The organism is Variovorax sp. V116 (genome assembly GCF_041154435.1).
In the GTDB taxonomy this organism is placed as follows: domain Bacteria; phylum Pseudomonadota; class Gammaproteobacteria; order Burkholderiales; family Burkholderiaceae_C; genus Variovorax; species Variovorax paradoxus.
This window is the reverse complement of the sequence record NZ_AP028661.1, coordinates 275,654-299,439: the sequence shown is the minus strand read 5'-3', so window position 1 is coordinate 299,439 and position 23,786 is coordinate 275,654. Positions and strand designations below refer to the sequence as shown.

At 68.5% G+C, this 23,786-nt stretch carries 20 protein-coding genes; 3 read left to right on the top strand and 17 right to left on the bottom strand.

What is annotated here, in order from left to right:
* Positions 1-49: 49 nt before the first annotated feature.
* The 14 genes from ACAM58_RS01475 to ACAM58_RS01410 all read right to left on the bottom strand — a co-directional run bounded on the left by ACAM58_RS01475 (position 50) and on the right by ACAM58_RS01410 (position 14,556).
* The gene (locus ACAM58_RS01475) at positions 50-1,096 is read right to left on the bottom strand and encodes a homocysteine S-methyltransferase family protein (RefSeq protein ID WP_369663941.1); all 1,047 of its coding nucleotides are present in this window, start codon (positions 1,094-1,096) and stop codon (positions 50-52) included.
* Positions 1,097-1,144: 48 nt separating this feature from the next.
* Positions 1,145-1,960 carry an N-formylglutamate deformylase gene (hutG, locus tag ACAM58_RS01470; RefSeq protein ID WP_369663940.1) on the bottom strand — a complete coding sequence of 272 codons (816 nt, stop codon included), beginning with the start codon at positions 1,958-1,960 and terminating at the stop codon, positions 1,145-1,147.
* A 6-nt stretch (positions 1,961-1,966) separates the two neighbouring features.
* Positions 1,967-3,376, bottom strand: a complete 1,410-nt coding sequence (locus ACAM58_RS01465) for a formimidoylglutamate deiminase (protein WP_369663939.1) — start codon at positions 3,374-3,376, stop codon at positions 1,967-1,969.
* A complete protein-coding gene (gene hutI, locus ACAM58_RS01460) occupies positions 3,373-4,623 on the bottom strand; it encodes an imidazolonepropionase (RefSeq protein WP_369663938.1) in 1,251 nt (416 codons plus the stop codon). Before hutI ends, ACAM58_RS01465 begins: the two co-directional genes overlap by 4 nt.
* Positions 4,624-4,651: 28 nt before the next feature.
* Positions 4,652-5,224 carry a HutD family protein gene (locus ACAM58_RS01455; protein ID WP_369663937.1) on the bottom strand — a complete coding sequence of 191 codons (573 nt, stop codon included), beginning with the start codon at positions 5,222-5,224 and terminating at the stop codon, positions 4,652-4,654.
* Positions 5,225-5,375: 151 nt separating this feature from the next.
* Complete coding sequence (locus ACAM58_RS01450; RefSeq protein ID WP_012745327.1) at positions 5,376-6,044, bottom strand: amino acid ABC transporter permease; 669 nt, start codon at positions 6,042-6,044, stop codon at positions 5,376-5,378.
* A gap of 110 nt (positions 6,045-6,154) precedes the next feature.
* Positions 6,155-6,895 carry a transporter substrate-binding domain-containing protein gene (locus tag ACAM58_RS01445; protein ID WP_018906646.1) on the bottom strand — a complete coding sequence of 247 codons (741 nt, stop codon included), beginning with the start codon at positions 6,893-6,895 and terminating at the stop codon, positions 6,155-6,157.
* 54 nt (positions 6,896-6,949) lie between these two features.
* Positions 6,950-7,684 (bottom strand): IclR family transcriptional regulator, encoded by a 735-nt coding sequence (locus ACAM58_RS01440; RefSeq protein WP_026284237.1) that lies wholly within the window; start codon positions 7,682-7,684, stop codon positions 6,950-6,952.
* Between the two features lie 144 nt (positions 7,685-7,828).
* Complete coding sequence (hutU, locus tag ACAM58_RS01435; RefSeq protein ID WP_278880739.1) at positions 7,829-9,547, bottom strand: urocanate hydratase; 1,719 nt, start codon at positions 9,545-9,547, stop codon at positions 7,829-7,831.
* Positions 9,548-9,571: 24 nt separating this feature from the next.
* On the bottom strand, positions 9,572-11,125 hold the full coding sequence (gene hutH / locus ACAM58_RS01430; RefSeq protein WP_369663936.1) for a histidine ammonia-lyase: 1,554 nt from the start codon (positions 11,123-11,125) through the stop codon (positions 9,572-9,574).
* A gap of 61 nt (positions 11,126-11,186) precedes the next feature.
* The gene (gene hutC / locus ACAM58_RS01425; RefSeq protein WP_012745322.1) at positions 11,187-11,924 is read right to left on the bottom strand and encodes a histidine utilization repressor; all 738 of its coding nucleotides are present in this window, start codon (positions 11,922-11,924) and stop codon (positions 11,187-11,189) included.
* Between the two features lie 19 nt (positions 11,925-11,943).
* Positions 11,944-12,726, bottom strand: coding sequence for an ABC transporter ATP-binding protein (locus ACAM58_RS01420; protein ID WP_369663935.1), 783 nt, complete (start codon positions 12,724-12,726; stop codon positions 11,944-11,946).
* Entirely contained in the window at positions 12,726-13,604 is an 879-nt protein-coding gene (locus tag ACAM58_RS01415; protein WP_369663934.1) for an ABC transporter permease, read from the bottom strand. Before ACAM58_RS01415 ends, ACAM58_RS01420 begins: the two co-directional genes overlap by 1 nt.
* Positions 13,585-14,556, bottom strand: a complete 972-nt coding sequence (locus ACAM58_RS01410; protein ID WP_369663933.1) for an ABC transporter substrate-binding protein — start codon at positions 14,554-14,556, stop codon at positions 13,585-13,587. Before ACAM58_RS01410 ends, ACAM58_RS01415 begins: the two co-directional genes overlap by 20 nt.
* Positions 14,557-14,846: 290 nt before the next feature.
* On the opposite strand from ACAM58_RS01410, the gene recQ reads away from it, so the two are divergent.
* Positions 14,847-16,751: a DNA helicase RecQ gene (gene recQ, locus ACAM58_RS01405; RefSeq protein ID WP_369663932.1), complete on the top strand. Its 1,905-nt coding sequence runs from the start codon at positions 14,847-14,849 to the stop codon at positions 16,749-16,751.
* 7 nt (positions 16,752-16,758) lie between these two features.
* On the opposite strand, the gene ACAM58_RS01400 is transcribed toward recQ, so the two are convergent.
* The 3 genes from ACAM58_RS01400 to ACAM58_RS01390 form a co-directional block, all read right to left on the bottom strand.
* Complete coding sequence (locus tag ACAM58_RS01400) at positions 16,759-17,943, bottom strand: nucleoside hydrolase (protein WP_369663931.1); 1,185 nt, start codon at positions 17,941-17,943, stop codon at positions 16,759-16,761.
* Positions 17,944-18,086: 143 nt separating this feature from the next.
* On the bottom strand, positions 18,087-19,679 hold the full coding sequence (locus ACAM58_RS01395) for a S41 family peptidase (protein WP_307593111.1): 1,593 nt from the start codon (positions 19,677-19,679) through the stop codon (positions 18,087-18,089).
* A gap of 83 nt (positions 19,680-19,762) precedes the next feature.
* Complete coding sequence (locus tag ACAM58_RS01390) at positions 19,763-22,090, bottom strand: ATP-binding protein (protein WP_307593112.1); 2,328 nt, start codon at positions 22,088-22,090, stop codon at positions 19,763-19,765.
* Between the two features lie 116 nt (positions 22,091-22,206).
* Here ACAM58_RS01390 and ACAM58_RS01385 point away from each other — a divergent pair, with 116 nt between their 5' ends.
* Together ACAM58_RS01385 and ACAM58_RS01380 are read left to right on the top strand one after the other, a co-directional pair.
* Entirely contained in the window at positions 22,207-23,427 is a 1,221-nt protein-coding gene (locus ACAM58_RS01385; RefSeq protein ID WP_027730607.1) for a threonine ammonia-lyase, read from the top strand.
* 88 nt (positions 23,428-23,515) lie between these two features.
* Entirely contained in the window at positions 23,516-23,668 is a 153-nt protein-coding gene (locus ACAM58_RS01380) for a hypothetical protein (protein ID WP_012745313.1), read from the top strand.
* The last annotated feature ends 118 nt before the right edge of the window (positions 23,669-23,786 follow it).

The window sequence follows — 23,786 nt, the reverse complement described above, 5'->3', positions numbered from 1 at the left end:
GGCCCGGATGCCGTCAATCAGCCGGGAGCGCGACAGCGCCGGGCGCCGGTCAGGCCGCTTCGCGGTAGAAGCCGTTGTTGTTCAACAGCCGGCCTGTCATCGGCGCCACGGCTTTGCCGATGGCCGCGATGTGGTCCGGCGTGGTGCCGCAGCAGCCGCCCACGATGTTGACCAGCCCTTCGGCCGCGAACTCGTGCAGCAGCCGCGAGGTGACGTCGGGCGTCTCGTCGAAGCCGGTCTCGCTCATCGGATTGGGCAGGCCCGCGTTCGGATAGCAGCTGATGAAGGTGTCGCCCGCCACCTTGGCCAGTTCCTGGATGTAGGGCCGCATCAGCGCCGCGCCCAGCGCGCAGTTGAGCCCGATGGCCAGCGGCTGCGCATGGCGCACGCTGTGCCAGAACGCGGTGACGGTCTGGCCGCTCAGGATGCGGCCCGAGGCGTCGGTCACGGTGCCGCTGATGATCAGCGGCAGGCGCTGGCCGCTGTTGTCGAAATACTCGTCGACCGCGAACAGCGCGGCCTTGGCATTGAGCGTGTCGAAGATGGTCTCGACCAGGATCACGTCGGCGCCGCCCTCGACCAGCGCCTCGGTCTGCTCGTAGTAGGCCGCGCGCAATTGCTCGAAGTCGACGTTGCGCGCGCCGGGGTCGTTCACGTCGGGGCTGATGCTCGCGGTCTTGGGGGTCGGGCCGAGGGCGCCGGCCACGAAGCGCGGCTTGTCGGGCGTGCTGAACTTGTCGCAGGCCGCGCGCGCGAGCTTGGCTGATTCGAGGTTCATCTCGCGTGCGAGGTGCGCCATCTTGTAGTCCTCCTGCGCGATGGTGGTCGCGCCGAAGGTGTTGGTCTCGATCAGGTCGGCGCCGGCCGCGAGGTAGCCCTCGTGGATGTCGCGGATCACGTCGGGCCGCGTCAGCGAGAGCAGCTCGTTGTTGCCCTTGACGTCGCGCTCGAAGTCCTTGAAGCGCTCGCCGCGGTACTGTTCCTCCGTGAGCTTGAAGCGCTGGATCATCGTGCCCATCGCGCCGTCGAGGATGGCGATGCGCTTTTCGAGGATGCCGGCAAGCGCCTGGCCGCGGGTATAGATGACGGGCTTCATAGCCCCCGATTGTAGGAAGCGGGGCTGCCCCTGGGCGGCGTCAGTGCTTTAGCGGCGTTCGACGAATTCCAGCACCGCCTCGATCATGCGCCGCACATGCGGCTGCACGCCGGCCGCGACTTCGGGCAGGTAGTCGAAGGGCAGCTTCTCCTGCATGTAGCTCGACTGCGTCATCTCCAGCTGCACCGCGTGCACGCCGGCCGCGGGGTTGCCGTACTGGCGCGTGATGTAGCCGCCGGTGAAGCGGCCATTGAGCACGCCCGTGTAGCCGGTGGCCGATTCGGCAATGCCGAGCAGCGTGGCGGCCAGCGCCGGGTCGCAGCTGCTGCCCTTGCCGGTGCCCAGGTTCAAGTCGGGCAGCTTGCCTTCGAAGAAGCGCGGCAGCACCGAGCGGATCGAGTGCGCGTCCCACAGTGCGATGGTGCCGTGCGCGGCCTTCAGGCGGTCGAGCTCGGCCTGCAGCTGCCGGTGGTAGGGCTGCCATATGGCGTCGCGGCGCGCGGCGATTTCCGCGTCGTCCGGAAGGTCGGCAGCGGACGCGTAGACCGGCGTGTCGTCGAAGGTGTCGACCGGGCACAGGCCCGTGACGCTCTGGCCCGGGTACAGGCTGGCGCCATCCGGCGGGCGGTTCAGGTCGACCACGTAGCGCGAATGCGTGGCAACGAGCACCGAGGCGCCGAGTTCGTCGGCAAAATCGTAGAGCCGTTCGAGGTGCCAGTCGGTGTCGGGCACCTGGCGCGCCTCGTCGGTCAGGCGGGCGGCGAGCGCGGGCGGCACGTAGGTGCCGACGTGCGGCATCGAGATCAGCAAGGGACGCGTGCCCTGGCGGAAGCGGAAGGCGGGTTCGGTGGTGGTGAAGCTCATGGGACTCTAATTTTCGAGGAGAAGCTGGCTGCGCGCCGCGACGAAGGCGGCGGCGGCCTCGGCGTGCAGGGCATGGCGGCCGGCCGCCACGCGCGGCTGGCCCGACACCCAGACGGCATCGATGGCCGAGGTGCGATGGCTCGCAAAGACGTGGGCCGACAGCATGTCGGGCGCCGGCAGGCCTTGCAGCGCAAGCTGTGCGGCATCGAGCACGACGAAGTCGGCCTGCTGCCCCACCGCCAAGCCGCCAATGGGCCGGCCCGAGGCCTGCGCGCCGCCGCGCACCGCTTCGAGCGTGAGCGCGGTGGCCACATGCGGCTGCGCCGCGCTGGCGCCGACGTTGCGCTGCCGCCAGGCCAGGCGCTGGCTGTATTCGAGCATCAGCAGCTCTTCCGCGGCATTGACCGTGGCATGGCTGTCGGAGCCCAGGCCCCAGGCGCCCCCATGGTGGCGCCAAGCGGAAAAATCGAAGATGCCGTCGCCCAGGTTGGCCTCGGTGGTCGGGCACAGGCCGGCGACCGCGCCGCTCTTTGCGGCACGCTCGTATTCGGCCGCGTCCATGTGCGTGGCATGCACCAGGCACCAGCGCGCGTCGACCGGCGCATGGTCGAGCAGCCAGGCCACGGGCCGCTGGCCGCTCCAGGCCACGCAGTCGTCGACCTCCTTGGTCTGCTCGGCGATGTGGATGTGGATCGGTGCGCCCGGGTCGATGGCTTCGAGCCCCGCCACGGCTTCGCGCAGCGCATCGGGCGGCACGGCGCGCAGCGAATGCGGCGCGAGCCCCAGGCGGGCCGAGGGACCGCCTTGCGGTCCGGGTGCACCCTGCGCCTCGCATGCGGGCTTGAGGGTGTCGAGCAGGCGCAGCATCGAATCCGTCGAGCGGATGAAGCGGCGCTGCCCCTCGTTGGGCGGCAGTCCGCCGAAGCCGCTGGCCTGGTAGAGCACGGGCAAGAGCGTGAAACCGATGCCGGCCTTCTTCGCGGCGCGCAGCAGCGCGAGGCTCAGCGTCGCATCGTCGGCATAGGGGCGGCCATCGGCATCGTGGTGCACGTACTGGAACTCGCACACGCTGGTGTAGCCCGCCTCGAGCATCTCGGCATAGAGCCAGGTCGCGATGGCCTCCATCTGCTGCGGGCCGAGGCGCGCGGCAAAGCGGTACATCAGCGTGCGCCAACTCCAGAAGCTGTCCTGCTGCTGGGCGCGGTATTCGGTGAGCCCCGCGAAGGCGCGCTGGAAGGCATGCGAATGCAGGTTGGGCATGCCGGGGATCACGGGGCCCTTCGCCACCTGCGCGCCCGCTGCCGGCGGGGCCGCGGACTGCACCTGCGTGAGCTGGCCGGCCTCGTTCCACGACAGCCGCACGTTCTTTGCCCATCCGCCGGGCAGCAGCGCATCGGCCGCGAACAGCGTGTTCATTGGGCAGCTCCCACGGCGATGCGGCCCTGGCGCACGACGGTGCGCACCGGGCGCTGGCCGAACCAGTAGGCGAGCTCGGCTGCGTCGCGCACGTTCCACAGCACGAAGTTGGCGGGCATGCCCTCGGCGATCGCGCCGTGCGTTTTCTGTAGGCCCAGGGCGCGCGCCGCATGCAGGGTGACGCCGGCCAGCGCCTCGGGCACCGTGAGGCGGAACAGCGTGCAGGCCATGTTCATCATCAACAGCAGGCTCAGCGCGGGCGAGGTGCCGGGGTTGTGGTCGGTCGACACGGCCATCGGCACGCCGGCGGTGCGCAGCGCCTCGATCGGCGGCAGGTGCGTGTCGCGCAGCGTGTAGTAGGCGCCGGGCAGCAGCACGGCCACGGTGCCTGATTGGCGCATGGCCTCGATGCCTTGGGCCGACAGGTGCTCGATGTGGTCGCACGAGAGCGCGCCGTAGCGCGCGGCGAGCGCGGCGCCGCCCATGTCGGAGAGCTGCTCGGCATGCAGCTTGACAGGCAGGCCCAGCGCCTTCGCGGCCTGGAACACCTGCTCGGTTTCCGCGAGCGTGAAGGCGATGCGTTCGCAGAACACGTCCACCGCATCGACCAGCCCCTCGGCCGCGAGCGCGGGCAGCATCTCATTGCAGACGAGATCGATGTAGTCGCCGCTGCGGCCCGCGTATTCGGGCGGCAGCGCATGCGCGCCGAGGAAGGTGGTGCGCACCGTGACGCCATAAGCCTCGCCCAGGCGCCGCGCCACGCGCAGCTGCTTGCGCTCGTGCTCGAGCGCCAGGCCGTAGCCCGACTTGATCTCGATCGCGCAGACGCCGTCGGCCAGCAGCTGTTCGAGCCGCGGCGCAGCCTGCGCGAAGAGTGCGTCTTCATCGGCCTCGCGCGTGGCGCGCACCGACGAGACGATGCCGCCGCCGGCCTTCGCCACTTCTTCGTAGCTGGCGCCCGCGAGCCGCATCGCGAACTCGTTGGCGCGCTGGCCGCCGTAGACCAGGTGCGTGTGGCAATCGACCAGGCCTGGCGTGACGAGCGCGCCGCCGCCATCGTGCGGCGGCAGGCCTGCGAACTCGGCCGGCAGGGCACTGCGTGCGCCGACCCAGCGGACCGTGCCTTCGGCCACCGCGATGGCGGCTTCGGTGTTGGCGTCCAGGGTGGTGCCGGGCGCGGCACCGGGCGCCAGGCGGAGCCCCGTCCAGAGGCCGTCGGCCGATGGGAATGTGCTTGCGGATGTCATGTCTTGTCTTGTCTTGTGTTTGCACAGCTTACGCCGGCACGATGCGGATCGCAGCCAGCCGCGCGCCTTCCTGCGCGGGCTCGGCCTGCCATGCCTGCGCACTGTCGGTCCAGTACAGGCCTTCGCCCTCGCGGCAGGGCTCACCGTTCAGGCGCCATGCGCCGCCAAGCGCGAGCAGCACGCCGTGCGGTGCGGCCTCGATGGCCGATGCGTGGTCCAGCACCTGCACGTCGGCGCGCCACTGTCCATGGCGCGTCATGATGTTGAAGTCGTTCGATGCGCCGCCGAGCAGCGTGCAGTCGATCGCGTCGTCGCCGCTGAATGCGAACGGCCGGTGCGGCACGTCGAGCCGGTGCTCGATGCGCCCGTCGTGCGTGAACAGCCGCACGCCGTCGCCTTCGAGCAGCATGATGCTGCGGTCCACGCCCGCGAAAGTCGAGAACGGCCCGGCCGCCGCAATGGTCGCGATGCTCGCGCGCCAGCCGAAGCCATCGAGCCCCGCGCCCTGCGGCCAGCTCGCGATCTCCTGCGTGGTGCCGCCGCCGTTCTTCCAGGGCATGGCTGGGAGAGAGCTGCGAGAGAAGCGCTGCACGTTGTTCATGACCGGTCCTCTTGCCCCTTCCCCTTCCGGGGGAAGGCTGGGATGGGGGCCGCGCCCAACGAGCGCTGTGCGAAGGGCAAGGCCGTCGCGCCCCCACCCCGGCCCTCCCCCGGGAGGGGAGGGAGAAATGCAAATGCGAATGCAGCGCCGCTCATCGCATCAACCCGCCTTGGCGCAGCTTCTGCTCGAAGTGCCTGAGGACCAGCGTCATCGTGCCCGTGAGCACGAAGTACACGAGCGCAATCGCCAGGTAGACCTCTAGCGAGCGGTACGACACGCTGATGATCTTCTGCCCTTCGTGCATCACGTCGTGGATCGTCAAGAGCGACACCAGCGCCGAGTTCTTGATGAGCGCGATGAACTCGTTGCCCAGCGGCGGAATCATGCGCACCACCGCCTGCGGCAGCACGATCTCGCGCATCGCCGTGCCGGGCGTCATGCCCAGCGATTGCGCCGCCATCGTCTGGCCCTTGTCGATCGACTGGATCGCGCCACGCACGATCTCCGACACGTAGGCACCCGAATACACGCCGAGCCCCAGCACGCCGCACAGGAAGGCCGGCAGCAGGATGCCGAAGTGCGGCAGTCCGAAGAACAAAATGAACAGCTGCACCAGCAGCGGCGTGCCGCGAATTGCCGCCACGTAGGCCGTGCACGCGCCGTAGAGCCAGCGCCGCTTCGGGTTGAGCCGGCCGATGCCCACCAGCAGGCCCAGCACGCAGCCGAGCGCGAGCGCGCAGGCGGTGATCTCCACCGTGACCAGCGCGCCGCGCAGCAGGTCGGGCCAGCCCTGCCAGACCGGCGAGAAGTCGAAATCCATGGGTCAGCCTTTTCGGCGGCCGAGCGCCGGGCCGCCCCAAGCCGGCCGCGCCTCCCCCATGGGGGGTGGAGTTACACGCGCGCAGCGCGTGAAAAGCCGGGGGGCTGACATTACTTGAACCACTTGGCGACGATCTGCGCGTAGGTGCCGTCGGCCTTGAGCTTCTCGATGGCACCGTTCACCGCCTTGGTGAGTTCGGGCGTGTCCTTGCGGATGGCCATGCCGTATTCCTCGGTGGTGATCTGCTCGGGCAGCACCTTGAGGCCGCCGCGCGTGCGCACGTACTGGTAGGCGGCGGGCTTGCCGGTCACGGCGGCATCGGCGCGGCCGATGTCGACGAGGTTGAACATCTCCTGGTTCTTCTCGACTTCCATCAGCTGCACCTGCGGGAATTTCTCCTTGGTGTAGGCGACCGACTTGGTGCCCACCTGCACGCTGACCTTCTTGCCGTTGATGTCGGCCGGCGCCTTGATGGCCGTGTTGCCGTCCTTCACCATCACCACGAGGCCGCCCGCGTAGTAGGGCACCGTGAAGTCGACGACCTTCCTGCGCTCGTCGGTGATGTAGATGGCCGAGACGGCCATGTCGAAGCGCTTGGAAATGAGGCCCGGCACGAGCCCCTTGAAGTCGATGTCGATCCATTCGATCTTGCGGCCCAGCGCCTTGCCGATGGCCTCGACCAGCTCCACATCGAAGCCCGTGCGCTTGCCGTTCTCCACGAACTCCATCGGCGGAAAGGTGGCATCGGTGGCCACGCGCAGCGGCTCGCCCTGCGCCTGCGCGGTGGCGGCAAAGCCGAAGAAGGCGAGGCTGGAGAGTGCGGCGGCAACGAGGGTGCGGCGGGTGTTCATGTGAAGGCTTCCGTGGGTTTGAAAAAGAAAGAGGGAAAGAAAGGCAGCGACCGGCTATTGCAGCGCGCGCGAGATGCGCGCCGCGGTGACGACGGTGAGGGCGGCCCATGCAGCTTCCATGCCCCCGGCGCGCGTGAGCGGCGCCATGAGCGTGATCGCGCCGCGCAGGCGCCGGCCCGGGCCGAGCACCGGTGCGCTCGCGCCCCAGACGCCCGCGTCGACCTCGCCATGGGTCACGGCATGGCCGGCCTCGCGGATCGCGTCGAGCTCGGCGGCACGCTCGGCACGGCGCGCAGGGCTGTCGCCAAGGCTGTCGAGCAAGGCATCGCGCTGGTCGGCCGGCAGGTGGGCCAGCAGGCACTTGGCGCTGGCGCCGTCGCGCGCCGGCACGCTGCGGCCGCGGTCGAACGAGCAGCGCAGCGATTGCTCGCTGTCGATCATCTCCAGGCACACGACGCGGTCGTTGACCAGCGTGACCAGCGCCACGCTTTCATGGCTTTGCTGCGCGAGCGCGCGCATGTCGGCGCGCGCGGCCATGACGAGGTCGGAGTTGCCGTCGAAGCCGCTCGCGAGCTGCACGCTCACGGGGCCGGGCGAATAGCGTCCGTCGGTCTCCATCACGAAGCCCCAGCGCCGCAGCACCGCGATCTGCCGGTACAGCGTGCTCTTGACGAGGCCCGTGGCTTCGGCGAGTTCGGCCGCGCTCATCGCCGACTTGCTCTGCGCCAGCACCGACAGCACGCGCAGCGCGCGGTCGTTGTGGGCGGAAGCTTCGGGCATGGACGTCATCTGGACCAATCGCGGGGCGTCGAAAGTGGATGCGGTGTGCAGTATCTTGCCCGCCGTTCCCACATCCAAGCCTTCATTCCCACTGAGTGGGAATGGGCGCGCTTTTTCTTTCTACCTTCGGCTTACCGCTGCTTCATGCGCCGGTCAGCGCACCATCGGCAGATTGAGGCCCTGCTTCTTCGCGGTGGCCACGGCAATGTCGTAGCCCGCGTCCGCATGGCGCATCACGCCGGTGGCCGGGTCGTTCCAGAGCACGCGTTCGATGCGCTTGGCGGCGGCCTCGGTGCCGTCGCACACGATCACCACGCCCGAGTGCTGCGAATAGCCCATGCCCACGCCGCCGCCATGGTGCAGGCTGACCCAGGTGGCGCCGCCCGCGGTGTTGAGCAGCGCGTTGAGCAGCGGCCAGTCGCTCACCGCATCGGTGCCGTCCTTCATGGCCTCGGTCTCGCGGTTGGGGCTCGCCACCGAGCCGGTGTCGAGGTGGTCGCGGCCGATCACGATGGGCGCCTTGAGTTCGCCGTTCTTCACCATCTCGTTGAAGGCCAGGCCGGCGATGTGGCGCTCGCCCAGGCCCAGCCAGCAGATGCGCGCCGGCAGGCCCTGGAAGGCGATGCGCTCGCGCGCCATGTCGAGCCAGCGGTGCGTATGGGTGTTCTCGGGGAACAGCTCCTTGATCTTGGCGTCGGTCTTGTAGATGTCCTCGGGGTCGCCCGAGAGCGCGACCCAGCGGAACGGGCCCTTGCCTTCGCAGAACAGCGGGCGGATGTAGGCCGGCACGAAGCCCGGGAAGTCGAAGGCGTTCTGCACGCCCTCGTCAAAGGCGACCTGGCGGATGTTGTTGCCGTAGTCGACCGTGGGGATGCCCATGGCCTGGAAGTCGAGCATGGCCTGCACGTGCACGGCGCACGACTTGGCGGCGGCCTTCTTGAGCGCATCGTGCTGCGAGGCGTCCTTCATCGCGGCCTGCCATTGCGCAACGCTCCAGCCCGAGGGCAGGTAGCCGTTGATCAGGTCGTGCGCGGAGGTCTGGTCGGTCACGAGGTCGGGCTTGATGCCGCCGGCCTTCGCGCGCTTCACGAGCTCGGGCAGGATGTCGGCCGCATTGCCGAGCAGCGCGATCGATACGGCTTCCTTCGCGTCGCAGTGCTGCTGGATGAGCTCGAGCGCATGGTCGATGTCGCGCGCCTGCTTGTCCACATAGCGCGTGCGCAGGCGGAAGTCGATGCTGGTCTGCTGGCACTCGATGTTGAGCGACACCGCGCCCGCGAGCGTGGCCGCGAGCGGCTGCGCGCCGCCCATGCCGCCCAAGCCGGCCGTGAGGATCCACTTGCCCGCGAGGCTGTTGTTGTAGTGCTGGCGGCCGGCTTCGACGAAGGTTTCGAAGGTGCCCTGCACGATGCCCTGGCTGCCGATGTAGATCCAGCTGCCGGCCGTCATCTGGCCGTACATGAAGAGGCCCTGGCGGTCGAGCTCGTTGAAGTGCTCCCAGTTGGCCCACTTGGGCACGAGGTTCGAGTTGGCGAGCAGCACGCGCGGCGCGTTCTCATGCGTCTTGAACACGCCGACCGGCTTGCCCGATTGAATCAGCAGCGTCTCGTCGTCGTTCAGTTCCTTCAGCGACGCGAGGATCTGGTCGTAGCAGGCCCAGTTGCGCGCGGCGCGGCCGATGCCGCCGTACACCACGAGGTCCTGCGGACGCTCGGCCACCTCGGCGTCGAGGTTGTTCTGCAGCATGCGGTAAGGCGCCTCGGTGAGCCAGCTCTTGCAGTTGAGCGTGCTGCCGCGCGGGGCGCGGATCACGCGCGTGGGGTCGTGGCGCGGGTCGGTGTTTTGCAGCGGGAGCTTTTCGGGTGCGTTCATGGCGAGGTTCTCCTTGTTCGGTGTTCAGGCGTGGCTGGGCAGGATGTTCAAGAGCGCGGCCGGCAGTTCGGCCTTCAGCGCCCACTGGCGCATGGCTTCGATGTCGGGCGCAAGGTAGCGGTCGCGTTCGAGGAAGGCGACCTTCTTGCGGATATTGGCGAACTCGGCTTCGACCAGCGGGGAGCTCTTGAGCCCGCGTTTCAATTCGATGCCCTGCGCGGCAGCCATGGCTTCGATGCCGACGACCACCGCCGTGTTGTTGACCATGTCGCCGAGCCGGCGCGCCGCGAAGGTGGCCATCGACACGTGGTCTTCCTGGTTGGCCGAAGTGGGCAGGCTGTCGACGCTCGCGGGATGCGCGAGCGACTTGTTCTCCGATGCAAGCGCCGCGGCCGTGACCTGCGCGATCATGAAGCCCGAATTCAGGCCGCCGTCGCGCACTAGGAACGGCGGCAGGCCCGACAGGCCGGTGTCGAGCAGCAGCGCGATGCGGCGCTCGGCAATCGCGCCCACTTCGCTCACGGCCAGCGCAATGATGTCGGCCGCAAAGGCCACCGGCTCGGCGTGGAAGTTGCCGCCCGAGATCACTTCGCCGGTGTCGGTGAACACCAGCGGGTTGTCCGAAGCGGCATTGGCCTCGATCACCAGCACGCGCGCGGCATGCGCGAGGTTGTCGAGGCAGGCGCCCATCACCTGCGGAATGCAGCGCACCGAATACGGGTCCTGCACGCGGCCGCAGTCGGCGTGCGAAGGGACGATCTCGCTGCCTTCGAGCAGCGTGCGCACCGCGCCCGCCACCGCGATCTGCCCCGGCTGGCCGCGCGCGGCATGGATGCGCGCATCGAAGGGCTTGATCGAACCCTGGATCGCTTCGAGCGAGAGCGCGCCCGACATCAGGGCCGAAGCGAACACGTCCTCGGCGCCGAACAGGCCGGCGAGCGCAAGCGCGGTCGACACCTGCGTGCCATTGAGCAGCGCCAGGCCTTCCTTGGGGCCGAGCACGAAAGGTTCGAGCCCGACGAGGCGCATGGCCTCCGCACCGCTGACCACGGCGCCGTCGGCCGTGGTGGCCTCGCCCTCGCCGATCAGCACGCAGGCCATGTGCGCGAGCGGCGCGAGGTCGCCCGAGGCGCCGACCGAGCCCTTGCACGGAATCCGCGGCATGACGCCCGCATTGAACAGCGCCAGCAGCGCCTCGGCCAGCGCGGGCCGCACGCCCGAGTGGCCGCGCGCCAGGCTCACGGCCTTGGTCGCGAGCACCATGCGCACGACAGGCGCGGCCAGCGGCTCGCCCGTGCCCACGCTGTGCGAGAGCACGAGGTTGCGCTGCAGCTCGGCCAAGTGGTCGTTGCCGATGCGCGTGCTCGCGAGCTTGCCGAAACCGGTGTTGATGCCGTAGACCACCTGGTCGTTCTCGACGATGTGGCGCACCGCCGCTTCGGCGCGCGCCATGCCCTCCTGCACCGAAGGATCGAGCGCCAGCCGCACGCCGCCGGCCTGGATGCGGCGCAGCATGGCAAGGTCCACCTTGCCGGGCGTGAGGGTCAGGGGGGTGGCGGTGTGTTTGCTTGTTGGCATGTGAACCTGTCTATACAAGTAGTTGCGAGAGAAAACCTTCGGTTTCCGTGACAAAAAAAGGTCAGCCGAAGCTGGGGTTGCCGTCGGCTTTGAAGCGGCTGCCCAGGCTGTAGCGCGACGCCGGATGCAGGCAGCGCACCCAGGTGACCGGCGTGTTGCGCGTCCAGGTGCGGCGCGTGAGCAGCAGGCAGGGGTCGGTGGGCTCCATCGCGAGCCGGGCCGCCTGCTCGGCGGTGGGCAGCACGGCGTCGACCACGTGCTCGATCTGGTCGAAGGGCACGTGGCGCACCAGGTACTCGCTGGGGGGCACGGCGGCGAAGTCCTGCTCGAGGAAATCGGGCACGACCAGCGGATTGACGTAGCGCTCCTCCAGCTGCACCGGCGTGTCGTTCTCCAGGTGCAGGCAGACGCTGTGGAACACCGAGGTGCCCGCGCGCATGTCGAGCCAGGCGGCCACGTCGGGCGAGGCGGCCAGGCGTTCCACCGCGAGCATTTCGCAGCGGTAGTCGTGCCCGCGCTGGCGGATCTCGCTCGCGATGTTGGCGATCTGCAGCAGCGTGGACTGCGGCTTGTTCTCGGCCACGAAGCTGCCGACCCCGGCCACGCGCACGATGCGGCCCTGCTCCATGAGCTCGCGCAGCGCGCGGTTCACCGTCATGCGCGAGATGCCGAACTGCGCGACCAATTCGCTCTCGGACGGCAGGCGATGGCCGGCCGGCCAGGTGCCGTCCTGGATCTTGCGGGAGATGTGATCCTTGACTTGCGCATAGAGCGCGAGGGACGGCAGGTCGCGTTTCATTTCGGGCGTGGGGCTCGTGTCAGTGCTCGGCCGCGGCCATCGACTCGGCGCGGATCTCTTCGGTCAGCCGCGCCTTGATTTCCATGAACTCCGGCGAGGTCTTGATGGTGTAGCTGCGCGGATGCGGAAAGTCGACCGCGATCTCGGTCTTGATGCGGCCCGGCCGCGCGCTGAACACCGCCACGCGGTTGGCCATGAAGATCGCCTCGTCGATGTCGTGCGTGACGAACAGCACCGTCTTGCGCGCCGACTCCCAGATGCCGAGCAGGAGCTCCTGCATCAGCACGCGGGTCTGGTTGTCGAGCGCGCCGAAGGGCTCGTCCAGCAGCAGCATCTTGGGGTCGTTGGCGAGCGCGCGCGCAATTGCGGTGCGCTGCTGCATGCCGCCCGAGAGCTGCTTCGGAAAGTGGTGCTCGAAGCCGCGCAGCCCCACCTTGGCAATGAAGAACTCGCTGCGCTCCTTCTGGTCGGCCTCGCTCATGCCGCACTCGCGCAGGCCGAAGCGGATGTTCTGCGCCACCGTGAGCCACGGAAAGAGCGTGTAGCTCTGGAACACCACGCCGCGGTCCGCACCCGGGCCTTCGATGCGCTCGCCGTCGAGCAGCACCTGGCCTGTGGTCGGGAAGTCGAGCCCCGCGACGATGCGCAGCAGCGTCGACTTGCCGCAGCCCGAGGGGCCGAGGATGGTGACGAAATCGTTCTCTTTCACCTCGAAGTCGATCGGCAGCAGCGCCTGCGTGCGCTGGCCCTTGGCGCCGGTGAAGACGCGCGAGACGCCCTGGATGGAAAGTTGATCGTTCATCAGAGTGCAGCCCAGGCGAACATGCGGCGGTTGAGCGCCTTGAAAGCGAAGTCGGACACCAGCCCGATGACGCCGATCACGATGATCCCGAAGATGATCTGCCCGGTGTTGAGCAAGGCCTGGCTGTCGGTGATCATGTGGCCGATGCCCGACGAGGAGCCGATGAGTTCCGCCACGATCACGTAGGTCCAGGCCCAGCCGAGCACCAGGCGCAGCGTCTCGGCAATGCCGGGCGCAGCGCCCGGAATGAGCACGCGCGCCACGATGCCGCGGCTCTTGGCACCCAGCGTGTAGGCCGCCTCGACGAGGTCGCGCCGCGCGCCGCCCACCGTCACGGCCACCATCAGCACGATCTGGAAGAACGAGCCGATGAAGATCACCAAGAGCTTCTGCATCTCGCCCAGGCCCGCCCACAGGATGAGCAGCGGAATGAAGGCCGAGGCCGGCAGGTAGCGGCAGAACGAGACGAAGGGCTCGAAGAAGGCCTCCACGGCCTTCCAGGTGCCCATGGCAATGCCCAGCGGCACCGCCAGCACGGCCGCCAGCAGGAAGCCGCCGAACACGCGCCACACGGTCATGCCCACGTCGCCGATGAAGCCGAATTCGGCGAACAGCATCCAGCCTTCCTTCAGCATGGTCACGGGGCTGGCCAGGAAGGTCGGCGGCACGAAGCCGCCCAGCGTGGCAACGGACCACACGAGCACGAAGGCCACGAAGAAGCCGAGGCCCAGCAGCACGCGGGCGCGCCCGCTGACGGGCTCGAGCGGCGCGAGCGAACGGCGCCGCGCGGGCACGGCGGCCTGGGAGGTTGCGGCCGATGCAGGCGCCGCCGCGCGCGGCGCCACCTGCGGCAGGGCCTTACTTGACGAAGCTTGCATCGAACATGGCCGTGTAGTCTTCCGGCGCCTTGCGGATCACGCCGGCCTCCAGCAGGATGGGCGCGGCTTCCTTCATGAAGCTGGTGAGCTCGCCCGCGAAGAATTTCTGGTTGGCGGCCTTGTCCTGCCAGCGCAGGTAGGCCGACGACTTGGCGAACTGCTCGCCGGTCTGCTTGACGGCCGAACCCATGAGCTCGTTGGCCTTGGCCGGGTCGGCCTTGATCATGTCGAGCGCCTCGAAGTACGACTGCGCGAGCGCCTGCGCCGCCTTGGCGTTGGCCTTGAGCCAGGTGGGCGCGCAGCCCACGGTGTCCATCACCATCGGGTAGTCGAGCGTGGTGGCCAGGATCTTGCCGGCGGTGGGGTTGGCGCGCACGGTCGAAAGATACGGCTCGTAGGTCATGGCCGCGTCGTTCTGGCCGGCCACGAAGGCCTGGGCCGCGGGCTGCGGCTCGAGCGAGACCAGCTTCACGTCCTTCAGCGTCATGCCGTTCTTGTTGAGCATCCAGGCCAGGCCGAAGTAAGGCGCGGTGCCCGGCGCGCTCACGCCGATGGTCTTGCCCTTGAGGTCGGCAAAGCCCTTCACGTCGTTGCGCACCGCGAGGCCGTCGGCGCCGTAGGACTTGTCCATCTGGAAGATCTGCACGATGGGCACGCCGTTGGCGTTCCAGGCCACGTGCGTTTCCACCGTGGTGGCGGCGCACTGGATGGCGCCGGAGGCCAGCGCGAGGTGCCGGTCCTTCTGCGGAATCATCTTGAGCTCGACGTCCAGGCCGTGCTTCTTGAAGATGCCGGCCTTGTCGGCCAGCGAGAGCGGCGCAAAGCCGGTCCAGCCCGACATGCCGAGCGCAATCCTGGTTTCCTGCGCGGCGGCCGTCTGGGCCATGCCTGCTGCACACGCGCCTGCTGCCAGCAGCGACGCGACTTTCACAACTACCGTCTTGACGACCATGGGTACTCCTGGGTCTGTTTTCTAGGAAAAAGCTTGGCGATACGCTCCCGACCACGGGCTGCGCGCACCTCGCATTGTTGCCAAGCGCCCCAGCTTGTATATACAGGATAACCCGAAAGGACCGTTTCGGTGCATTCCTTCAGCAAAATGCACCAGATTGCTGTCTATACAGGAAGGCGGCAAGGCGGGCTTCACCATTGCAAACCTCGTGCCACAGTCCTGCCGGTGCCGCTGGGGGACAATCGGCGTTTCCCCCTTTTCGCCCACCCCACCCTTCGCATCCGCTGCCCGTGTCCTCGCTCGCTCCCCTCCCCCTCGACGCCCCCGGCAGCAGCAGCGCACCCGCCGACATCCTTCACGAAGTCTTCGGCTATTCGCAGTTCCGCGGGCCGCAGCAGGACATCGTCGAGCATGTGGTGGCCGGCGGCGACGCGCTGGTGCTGATGCCCACGGGCGGCGGCAAGTCGCTGTGCTACCAGATCCCGGCCATTGCGCGGCAGCGCGCGGGGCGCGGCGTCTCGGTGGTGGTGTCGCCGCTGATCGCGCTGATGCACGACCAGGTCGGCGCGCTGCACGAGGCCGGGGTGAACGCGGCCTTCCTGAATTCGACGCTCGACTGGGAGCAGACGCAGGACGTCGAGCGCCGCATGCTGCGCGGCGAGATCACGCTGCTGTATGCGGCGCCCGAGCGCGTGAACACGCCGCGCTTTCTCTCGCAGCTCGATTCGCTGAAGGAGCGCGGCAAGCTCTCGCTGTTCGCGATCGACGAGGCGCATTGCGTGAGCCAGTGGGGCCACGATTTCCGCCCCGAATACCGCGCGCTCACGGTGCTGCACGAACGCTACCCGGGCGTGCCGCGCATCGCGCTCACCGCCACGGCCGATGCGCTCACGCGCGCCGACATCGTCGAGCGGCTGCAGTTGGAGGAAGCGCGCCAGTTCGTCTCGAGCTTCGACCGGCCGAACATCCGCTACACCATCGTCGAGAAGAAGGACGCGACCACGCAGCTGCTGCGCTTCATCGAGCGCGAGCACGAAGGCGATGCGGGCGTGGTCTATTGCCAGTCGCGCAAGCGCGTGGAAGACGTGGCCGTGATGCTGAAGGGCGCGGGCATCAACGCGCTGCCCTACCACGCGGGCCTGGACGCAGCAGTGCGCCAGAAGCACCAGGACCGGTTCCTGCGCGAAGAGGGCGTGGTGATGGTCGCGACCATTGCCTTCGGCATGGGCATCGACAAGCCCGACGTGCGCTTTGTCGGCCACCTCGACATGCCCAAGAACATCGAGGGCTACTACCAGGAAACCGGCCGCGCGGGCCGCGACGGCGCACCGGCCGATGCATGGATGGCCTACGGCCTGCAGGACGTGGTGAACCAGCGCCGCATGATCGACGAGAGCCCCGCGGGCGAAGAGTTCAAGCAGGTGATGCGCGGCAAGCTCGACGCGCTGCTCTCGCTGGCCGAGGCGAGCGACTGCCGGCGCGTGCGCCTCTTGGGCTACTTCGGCGAGAAGAGCACGCCCTGCGGCAACTGCGACAACTGTTTGAACCCACCGCAGGTGTGGGACGGCACCGATGCCGCGCGCAAGCTGCTCTCCACCATCTACCGCGTGCAGCAGCTGAGCGGCATCAGCTTTGGCGCGGGCCACATCATGGACATCCTGCGCGGCAAGGAGACCGAGAAGGTCAAGCAGTTCGGGCACGAGCGCATCAGCACCTTCGGCATTGGCGCGGAGTTCAGCGAAGTGCAGCTGCGCGGCGTGCTGCGCCAGCTCATCGCCACGGGTGCGCTGGCGGTCGATGCGGAAGCCTTCAACACGCTGAAGCTCACGGAAGGCTCGCGCGCGGTGCTCAAGGGCGAAGCGAACGTGACGCTGCGCGAGTCGGTTTCGTCGCCGGCCGCGCGCGGCAGCGGCAAGCCCCGGCGCGAAAAGGCGGCGCGCGGCGCCCCGTCTCCGGCGGCCGCGGCACTCGATGCCGACGGCCAGAAGCGCTTCGAGGCGCTCAAGGCCTGGCGCGCGGAAGTGGCGCGCGAGCACAACCTGCCGGCCTACGTGATCTTCCACGACGCCACGCTGGCGGCCATTGCCGAACGCGCGCCCGCGACGCTCGAGGACCTGCAGGGCATCAGCGGCATCGGCAGCAAGAAGCTCGAGGCCTACGGCGCCGAGGTGCTGCGCGTCTGCAGCGCGTTCTAGTCGAGCTTCAGGGCCGCAGCGCGATCGGCACGGGCCGCGTGAGCAGGTCGACGTACAGCTCGAAGAAGCGCGCGTTGTCGAACTTCTTCACCACCGTCATCTTCTGCAGCGCCGGGCCCGCGGGCTGCGAGGCGTAGCCGATGGAGCGGCCGTTGTCGGCGGCGCCGGGCTTGGCGACCACGTCGACGTAGCGCTCGACGGTTTCGGTGGCATAGGCCGGATCGATGAGGTAGGCGAGCGTGAGCGTGTCCCAGATGTTCTGGGTGTAGGCCGGGTTGTTCTCGAAGCCGTTGGTGCCGCTGAAGCCGTAGCCGTTGAGCTGGCGGAACACCTCGGTCACGGCGGTGGGCGTGGCCGGGTGCGCGATGCGGTCGTAGATCGGCTTGGTGAGGAACACGGTGTCGGTCACGTCCAGCGGCACCACCACCTGCGGAATCGGCAGCCGCACCACGAACTGCGCGGCCTCGGGGTCGAACCACCAGTTGAACTCGGCGAACTTGGTGGTGTTGCCCGGCACGTCGACCGCGCCGCCCATGTAGATGATCTTCTTGATCAGCGGCACGATCTCGGGGTTCTGCTTGACCGCGAGCGCGATGTTGGTGAGCGGCCCGATGGCCAGGATGGTGATCTCGTTGGGGTTGGCCTTCACGGTGTCGACGATGAAGTCGACCGCGCTCCGGGGCTGGAGCACCGTGTGGGTGGCAAAGCCGTCGGGCGAGGGCTTCAGGTCGGCGTCGGTCTTGGGCTCGGGCGAACTCCAGGCGCCCAGGTAGCCGTCGCCGCCGGAGCCGGCCGCCATCTCGGCCTCGATGGTTGCGTAGTCGTGGTTGAAGGCGTAGTTCGCGCCCGCATAGATGCCGATGCGGTCGCCCACGCCCAGCCGCTCGACCGACTTCAGCGCGTCGGCCACGCCCTGCTTGAGCCACTGGTTGCCCGACACCACGCTGATGCCCATGACCTGCACCTTGCCCTGGGCCTGCAGCTGCGCGGCCATGACGCCGAGCTGGCCGTCGTCGCTCATGGTGTTGTAGTCGCTGTCGATGATGATCTTCTGCGCCGGCGGCGGCGCCGCGCCGAAGCCCGGTGCGAGCCCGATGCCGCTGTTGCCGTTGCCGCCGCCCCCGCAGGCCGAGAGCGCCGTGGCGAGCAAGGCCGCCGCCATCCACCTGCGTCGCTGAATCCGAATCATCATCCCGGCTCCTTTTCGAGTGGTCTTGTGTGTAGAACTAAATGCCAAACGTTTGCGCAAACGTTTGCTCGAACTCTAAAGCGCATGCCACGGGTGTGGCAAAGCGCAAGGTTTCAAGGGGTAACCGAGGCCGGCGACGAAGCGGTTCAGCCCGGCGACGGTGCGGCTTCGAGCAGGCGCATTTCGCGCAGCGGCGTACGGTCGAGCAGGTAGGGCTGTTCGCCGGCCGTCCCGGATTTCTCGAGCCCCGCTCCGGTCTTGGCCGAAACGGGGCAGGCGCCGCCGCTGCGCATGGCCAGCGCGGCCGCCAGCCGCGCCTCGGCCGGGTCGCCGAGCGGGTGGTCGAAATCGTCGGCCACGGTGCAGTCGGGCGCGAAGCCATCACCGTAGTCGCCGAAGTTCTTGGCGTTGACGCCCTGGAACTGGATCGCGAAATAGCTGGTGCCGCAGTTGTCCTGCGGAGAGAAGCCGTAGGGCTTGCCGCAGGTGGCGCCGCCCACGAGGTTGACCTTGACGTCGATGCCGCGCAGGCCGTTGACCACCGATTCGCTCGCCGAGCAGGTGTCGGGGCCGACCAGCACCGTGACCTGCGAGAGGCCCAGCCTTGGCAGCGTCGCGCCCGTGCGGCTGGTGCCGTAGAACGGATAGATGGTCTGCGCCGGCGTCAGGTGGAACGGGTTCTTGTCGTTGAAGGACAGGCGCTCGAAGACCTTGCCCGAGGTGGTGGCCGACGAAGACACCATGGAGGCGAGGCGGTTCGCGATGTTGAGCTGGCCGCCGCCGTTGTAGCGCATGTCGAGCACGAGGTCCTGCACGCCGTCCTGCCTGAACTGGTTGAAGGCGCTGATGAGCTGCGACTCGGAGGTCGTGATGTGGTCGTTGAAGAGCAGGTAGCCGACGCGGCCGCTGCCGGTGTCGATGCTCTTGACGTTCTGCACCGGCGTGCGCGTGATGCTCGCCGCGGCCAGCGTGACGGTGCGCGTCGCACTGCCTTCCTGCAGCTTGAAGCTGTGCGATTCGCCGATGGCCGTGGGCGCGATGCCGCGGTTGATCACGGCGGTGTTGGTGCCGTTGACCACGTCGACGCCGTCGACCTCGAGCACCTTGGCGCCGCGCGCGATGCCTGCCGTGGCCGCTGGCGAGCCGGGCTCGGTGAACGCGATGCGCAGGTCGCGCGGGCGCGAGTTGCGCACGAACGCGAACTCCATGCCGTAGCCCGGCGCCACGCCGTTCTCCGAGAGCTGCCGGTAGCGCTCGGTGTCGTACACGTAGTGGAAGCGGTCCTTCGCGCGGCCCGAGGCCGTGAGCAACGGGGTCTTGAGCACGCTGAAGTACGCCACCGGCGTGGCGTAGTCGGCGGCCTTGAGGGTGGTGGGCACCTCGCCGTACCAGAGGTAGGTTTCGTCGATCCAGCCGCGCACCCAGCGCTTCTCGTCGGTCAGCGTGCCGGGCTTGTCGGGGTAGGCGATTCCCGTCTCGGGGTTGGTGCCGGGGCGCGGCGCGGCGCACAGGCCGGCCACGGTGGACGAGGCGACGATGGCGTCGTCGTCGCCGCCGCTGGCAGGAGGCGGCGTGGTGCCGGGCGGCGCGACGATCGGAAATCCGCCACCTCCACCACCACCTCCTCCTCCGCCGCCACAGCCCGCCAGCGCGCAAACGATGCCGGCCAACGCGAATGCGGCCGCAGCCGATGCGGTGAAGCGCGGCCTCGCCCGCGCATGTCCATTGCCCAAGCTCATCGAGATCCTCCTCGTGCCCGCCGCGGCGGACGGTTCTTCTTTCTTGTCTGCCGCCGCGCTCCCGCGGTCTTGCCTGCTGTGCGCTATTGCATGAAGCCGATGCCGCGCGATTCGCGCACCTCGGGCTTGATGCGGTGCTCGGCCTCGAGCTGGTCCAGGAATTCGGCAGCCGAGAACTCGACCGCAAGAATATCCGTCTGCCGCTTCACGGCCGCGAAATCCCCCGGGCACAGCTGCTGCAATTGCGCCAGCCGCGCCTTGATGCCTGCGGTGAGCAGCGCGGCGTCGCCCGCCAGCGCCTCGGTCACGAACATGCGCTCGCGCTGCGGCGCGGTGAGCGGCATGAACTTGATCTTGAAGGTGAAGCGCCGAAGCGCCGCCTGGTCGAGCCGGTCGAGCAGGTTGGTGGTGCAAATGAAGACGCCGTTGAAGCGCTCCATGCCCTGCAGCATCTCGTTGACCTCGGTCACTTCGTAGGTGCGCTGCGCGCCGCGCCGGTCCTGCAGGAAGCTGTCGGCCTCGTCGAGCAGCAGCACGGCCTTCTCGGCCTCGGCTTCCTTGAACATGGCGGCCATGTTCTGCTCGGTCTCGCCGACGTACTTGCTCATGAGGTCGCTGGCCTGCTTGATGATCAGCGGCCGGCCGATGGCCTTGGCGATGTGCTCGGCCAGCGCGGTCTTGCCGGTGCCGGGTGCGCCGTAGAAGCACAGCGTGCCGTGGCCGCGCGCCTTGATGGCCGCCACGATGCGCGGGATCTCGAAGCGGGTCTCGACGTTGAGCATGTCGAGGTCGTAGGTGGTGACGCTGCGCCGCTCGCCCGGGCCGGTGTCGAGCGTGCCGAGCGCGAGGTCGGCGTTCTTGAGCTGGCGCTCGATCAGCGCTTCCATCGAGGCGCCGTCCTCCGTCTGCGCGAGCCCCGCAAAGCGCACCGCGGTGCGGATCTGCGCGGGCGTGAGGCCCTTGCGCTCGGCCAGCTTGGCGGTGAAGGCCTCGGACACGACGATGCCTTCGAGCGTCTTCTTCACGAGCTGCTCGCGCGCACCGGGCGGCGGCGACTTGAGTTCCAGGTGGTAGGCGAAGCGGCGCCGGAACGCCGGGTCGATCTGCTCGATGCGGTTGGTGACCCACAGCGTGGGCACGGGGTTGGCCTCGAGGATCTGGTTGACCCAGGCCTTGCCGCTCACGCTGCCGCTGGTGGGCGCGGGAATCTGCTCGGCGCGCGCCATGAACTGCGCGGCCTCGGTGCTGATGGGCGGGAACACGTCCTCGACCTCGTCGAACAGCAGCGCGGCCTGCGCGCTGCCCTTGAGGAACACCTGCGCGATCTGCAGCGAGCGGTAGCGGTCGCGGCCGCTCAGCGAGTTGCCGTCGCGGTCGGCATATTCGACCTCGAACAGCTCCAGGCCCGCCGCCTGCGCCACCACCTTGGCGAGCTCGGTCTTGCCGGTGCCGGGCGGCCCGTAGAGCAGCACGTTGACGCCGGGTTCCTTGCGCGCCACCGCGGCGCGCAGCAGCGTGACGAGCATCTGCGCGTCTTCCTCGACGAAGGAGAAGTCGTGCGTGGTGAGCGCGCTCTTGGCCGAGGGCCGCGTGAACACGGCCATCAGTTCGTTGTGGTCGCGGTACTCGCGCATCAGCACCGGCGGCAGCTTCTCGCTGACCTTCATGAGGTCGGCCAGGTCGGTGATGTTGTGCTCGGAGATCAGGTTCTCGACCAGGCCGATGCGCTCCAGCCGCGAGCCCGCGCGCAGGGCCTCGCCCACTTCGGTGGCGTTGACGCCCGCGATGTCGGCAATGGCGGCATAGGCCTCGGGCGCGTTGTTGACCTTGAACTCGACCAGCAGCGAGCGCAGGTCGCGCTGGTAGCGCGCGAGCGTGCCGTAGAGCAGCAGCGCGCGCTCGGCCTTGTTGAGCTGCAGGAGGCCCGCGAGCGCGTCGATGTTCTTCTCGACCAGCGTCGACTGCTTGCGCAGCGCATGCGTGAGCCAGTCGCGCGTGACGGCCAGCACCGAGAGCAGGTCCTTGGGGTAGTCCTTGGCGTATTCGTCGAGGTAGAAGAACAGCGTGCCTTCCTCGTAGGGTCCGCGCCACACGCCATGGCGCTCGAGCAGCGTGCGGCCGTCGAAATTCTCGACGCCCTTCCAGACCTCGTTGCCGGCGCAGCGCCGGCCCAGGAATTCGCGCAGCCGCTGCAGCACCGCGGCCGGCCACACCAGGTGGCGGCCGGTGAGCGAGAGCAGGCCGTTGATGTCGCGGCGCACGTTGAAGCGCGGCCCCTGCTTGGCGGCCAGCGTGAGCACGAAGTGCGAGCACATGAGTTCGAGCACCGGCGCACCCTTGAGCCCAGGCGACGGCAATGCCTGCCCGCGTACCGCAGCAGCCACTACATCGACACCCGCACGCTTGACCATCGGACAACCTCCAGACGAGGAACTTCTTGGGGCGACCATAACGCAGACTTTTGGCTTCGGGAAGACGCGGGAGCGGTAAAAACCCTGATGAGGCGATTCCAGCCACAATGCCCGCCATGGTCGGAATCGAAGAAATCCGGCGCGCCGCGGCGCGTCTCGAGGGTCAGGTGCTCAACACGCCCTGCGTCGAATCGCGCACGCTCTCCGAGATCGTGGGCGCGCAGGTCTACCTGAAGTTCGAGAATCTGCAGTTCACATCCTCGTTCAAGGAGCGGGGGGCGTGCAACAAGCTGGTCGATCTCCTGGAGGCCGACACGCGCGGCGGCCAGGAAGCGACGCGGGGCGTGGTGGCCATGTCGGCCGGCAACCATGCCCAGGGCGTGGCCTACCACGCGCAGCGGCTCGGCCTGCGCGCGCTCATCGTGATGCCGCGCTTCACGCCTGGCGTGAAGATCGAGCGCACGCGCGGCTTCGGCGCCGAGGTGGTGCTGCACGGCGACACGCTCGACGCAGCGCGCGCGCATGCGCTGGAGCTGGCCGAACGCGAGGGGCTGACCTTCGTCCACCCCTACGACGACGAGGCCATCATCGCGGGCCAGGGCACGGTGGCGCTCGAAATGCTCGATGCGGTGCCGGACCTCGACACGCTGGTGGTGTCGGTCGGCGGCGGCGGGCTGATCGCGGGCATGGCGATCGCGGCGCGCGAGCGCAAGCCCGGCATCGAGATCGTCGGCGTGCAGACCACGCGCTTTCCGGGCATGGTGAATGCCGTCAAGGGCACCCAGCACCTGCAGGGCAAGAGCACCATCGCCGAAGGCATCGCGGTCGGAACGCCCGGCGTGCTGACGCGCGAGATCATCGCCCAGCACGTCGACGACCTGCTGCTGGTCGACGAAGGCGACATCGAGCAGGGCGTGCTGATGCTGCTCGAGATCGAAAAGACCCTGGTCGAGGGCGCAGGCGCGGCCGGCCTGGCGGCGCTGATCCGGCATCCGGCGCGCTTCAAGGGCAAGCGCGTGGGCCTGGTGCTGTCGGGCGGCAACATCGACCCGCTGCTGCTGGCGGCCATCATCGAACGCGGCATGGTGCGGGCCGGCCGGCTGGCGCGCGTGCGCGTGAGTGCGCGCGACGTGCCGGGCTCCTTGGCCCAGATCACGGCCACTGTGGCAGAAGCGGGCGCTAACGTCGATGAGGTTCACCACCAAAGAGCGTTTACCATGCTGGCAGCCCAGAACGTCGACATCGAGCTGGTGCTGCAGACCCGCGGGCGGGCCCACCTGGCCAGCGTGCTGGGCGCATTGCACGACGCCGGCTTCGAGGCCGAGGAGCAGCACTGAAGGGGCTCGCAACCCCCTAGACCGCGGCGCCGGGGGCCGCCGGTAAAATGGCCGCAGTTTTTCCGTATTTGAGTATTCGAGGTAATCAATGTCCAACCCTACTCCCGTCGAGCCCGGCCACGCCGCCGCCGTTGAAAAAGACGCCGTCGAATCGATCGTGCACCTGATGCCGCTCGTGCTGCCGCTGGCTGGCGGCGTGCTGATGCTGCTCCTGGCATCCATCGCCGTCTACTTGGCCTGACAGCCATTTGCGTCTTCGTCCGCGGGTCGTGCGGCCCGCGTTGACGCAGTCTCCCGAAGCGAAAACGTTTTCTCAAACGGACCTCCGCGCCAGCAGGCGCGGCGTCCCGTTCGGAAAG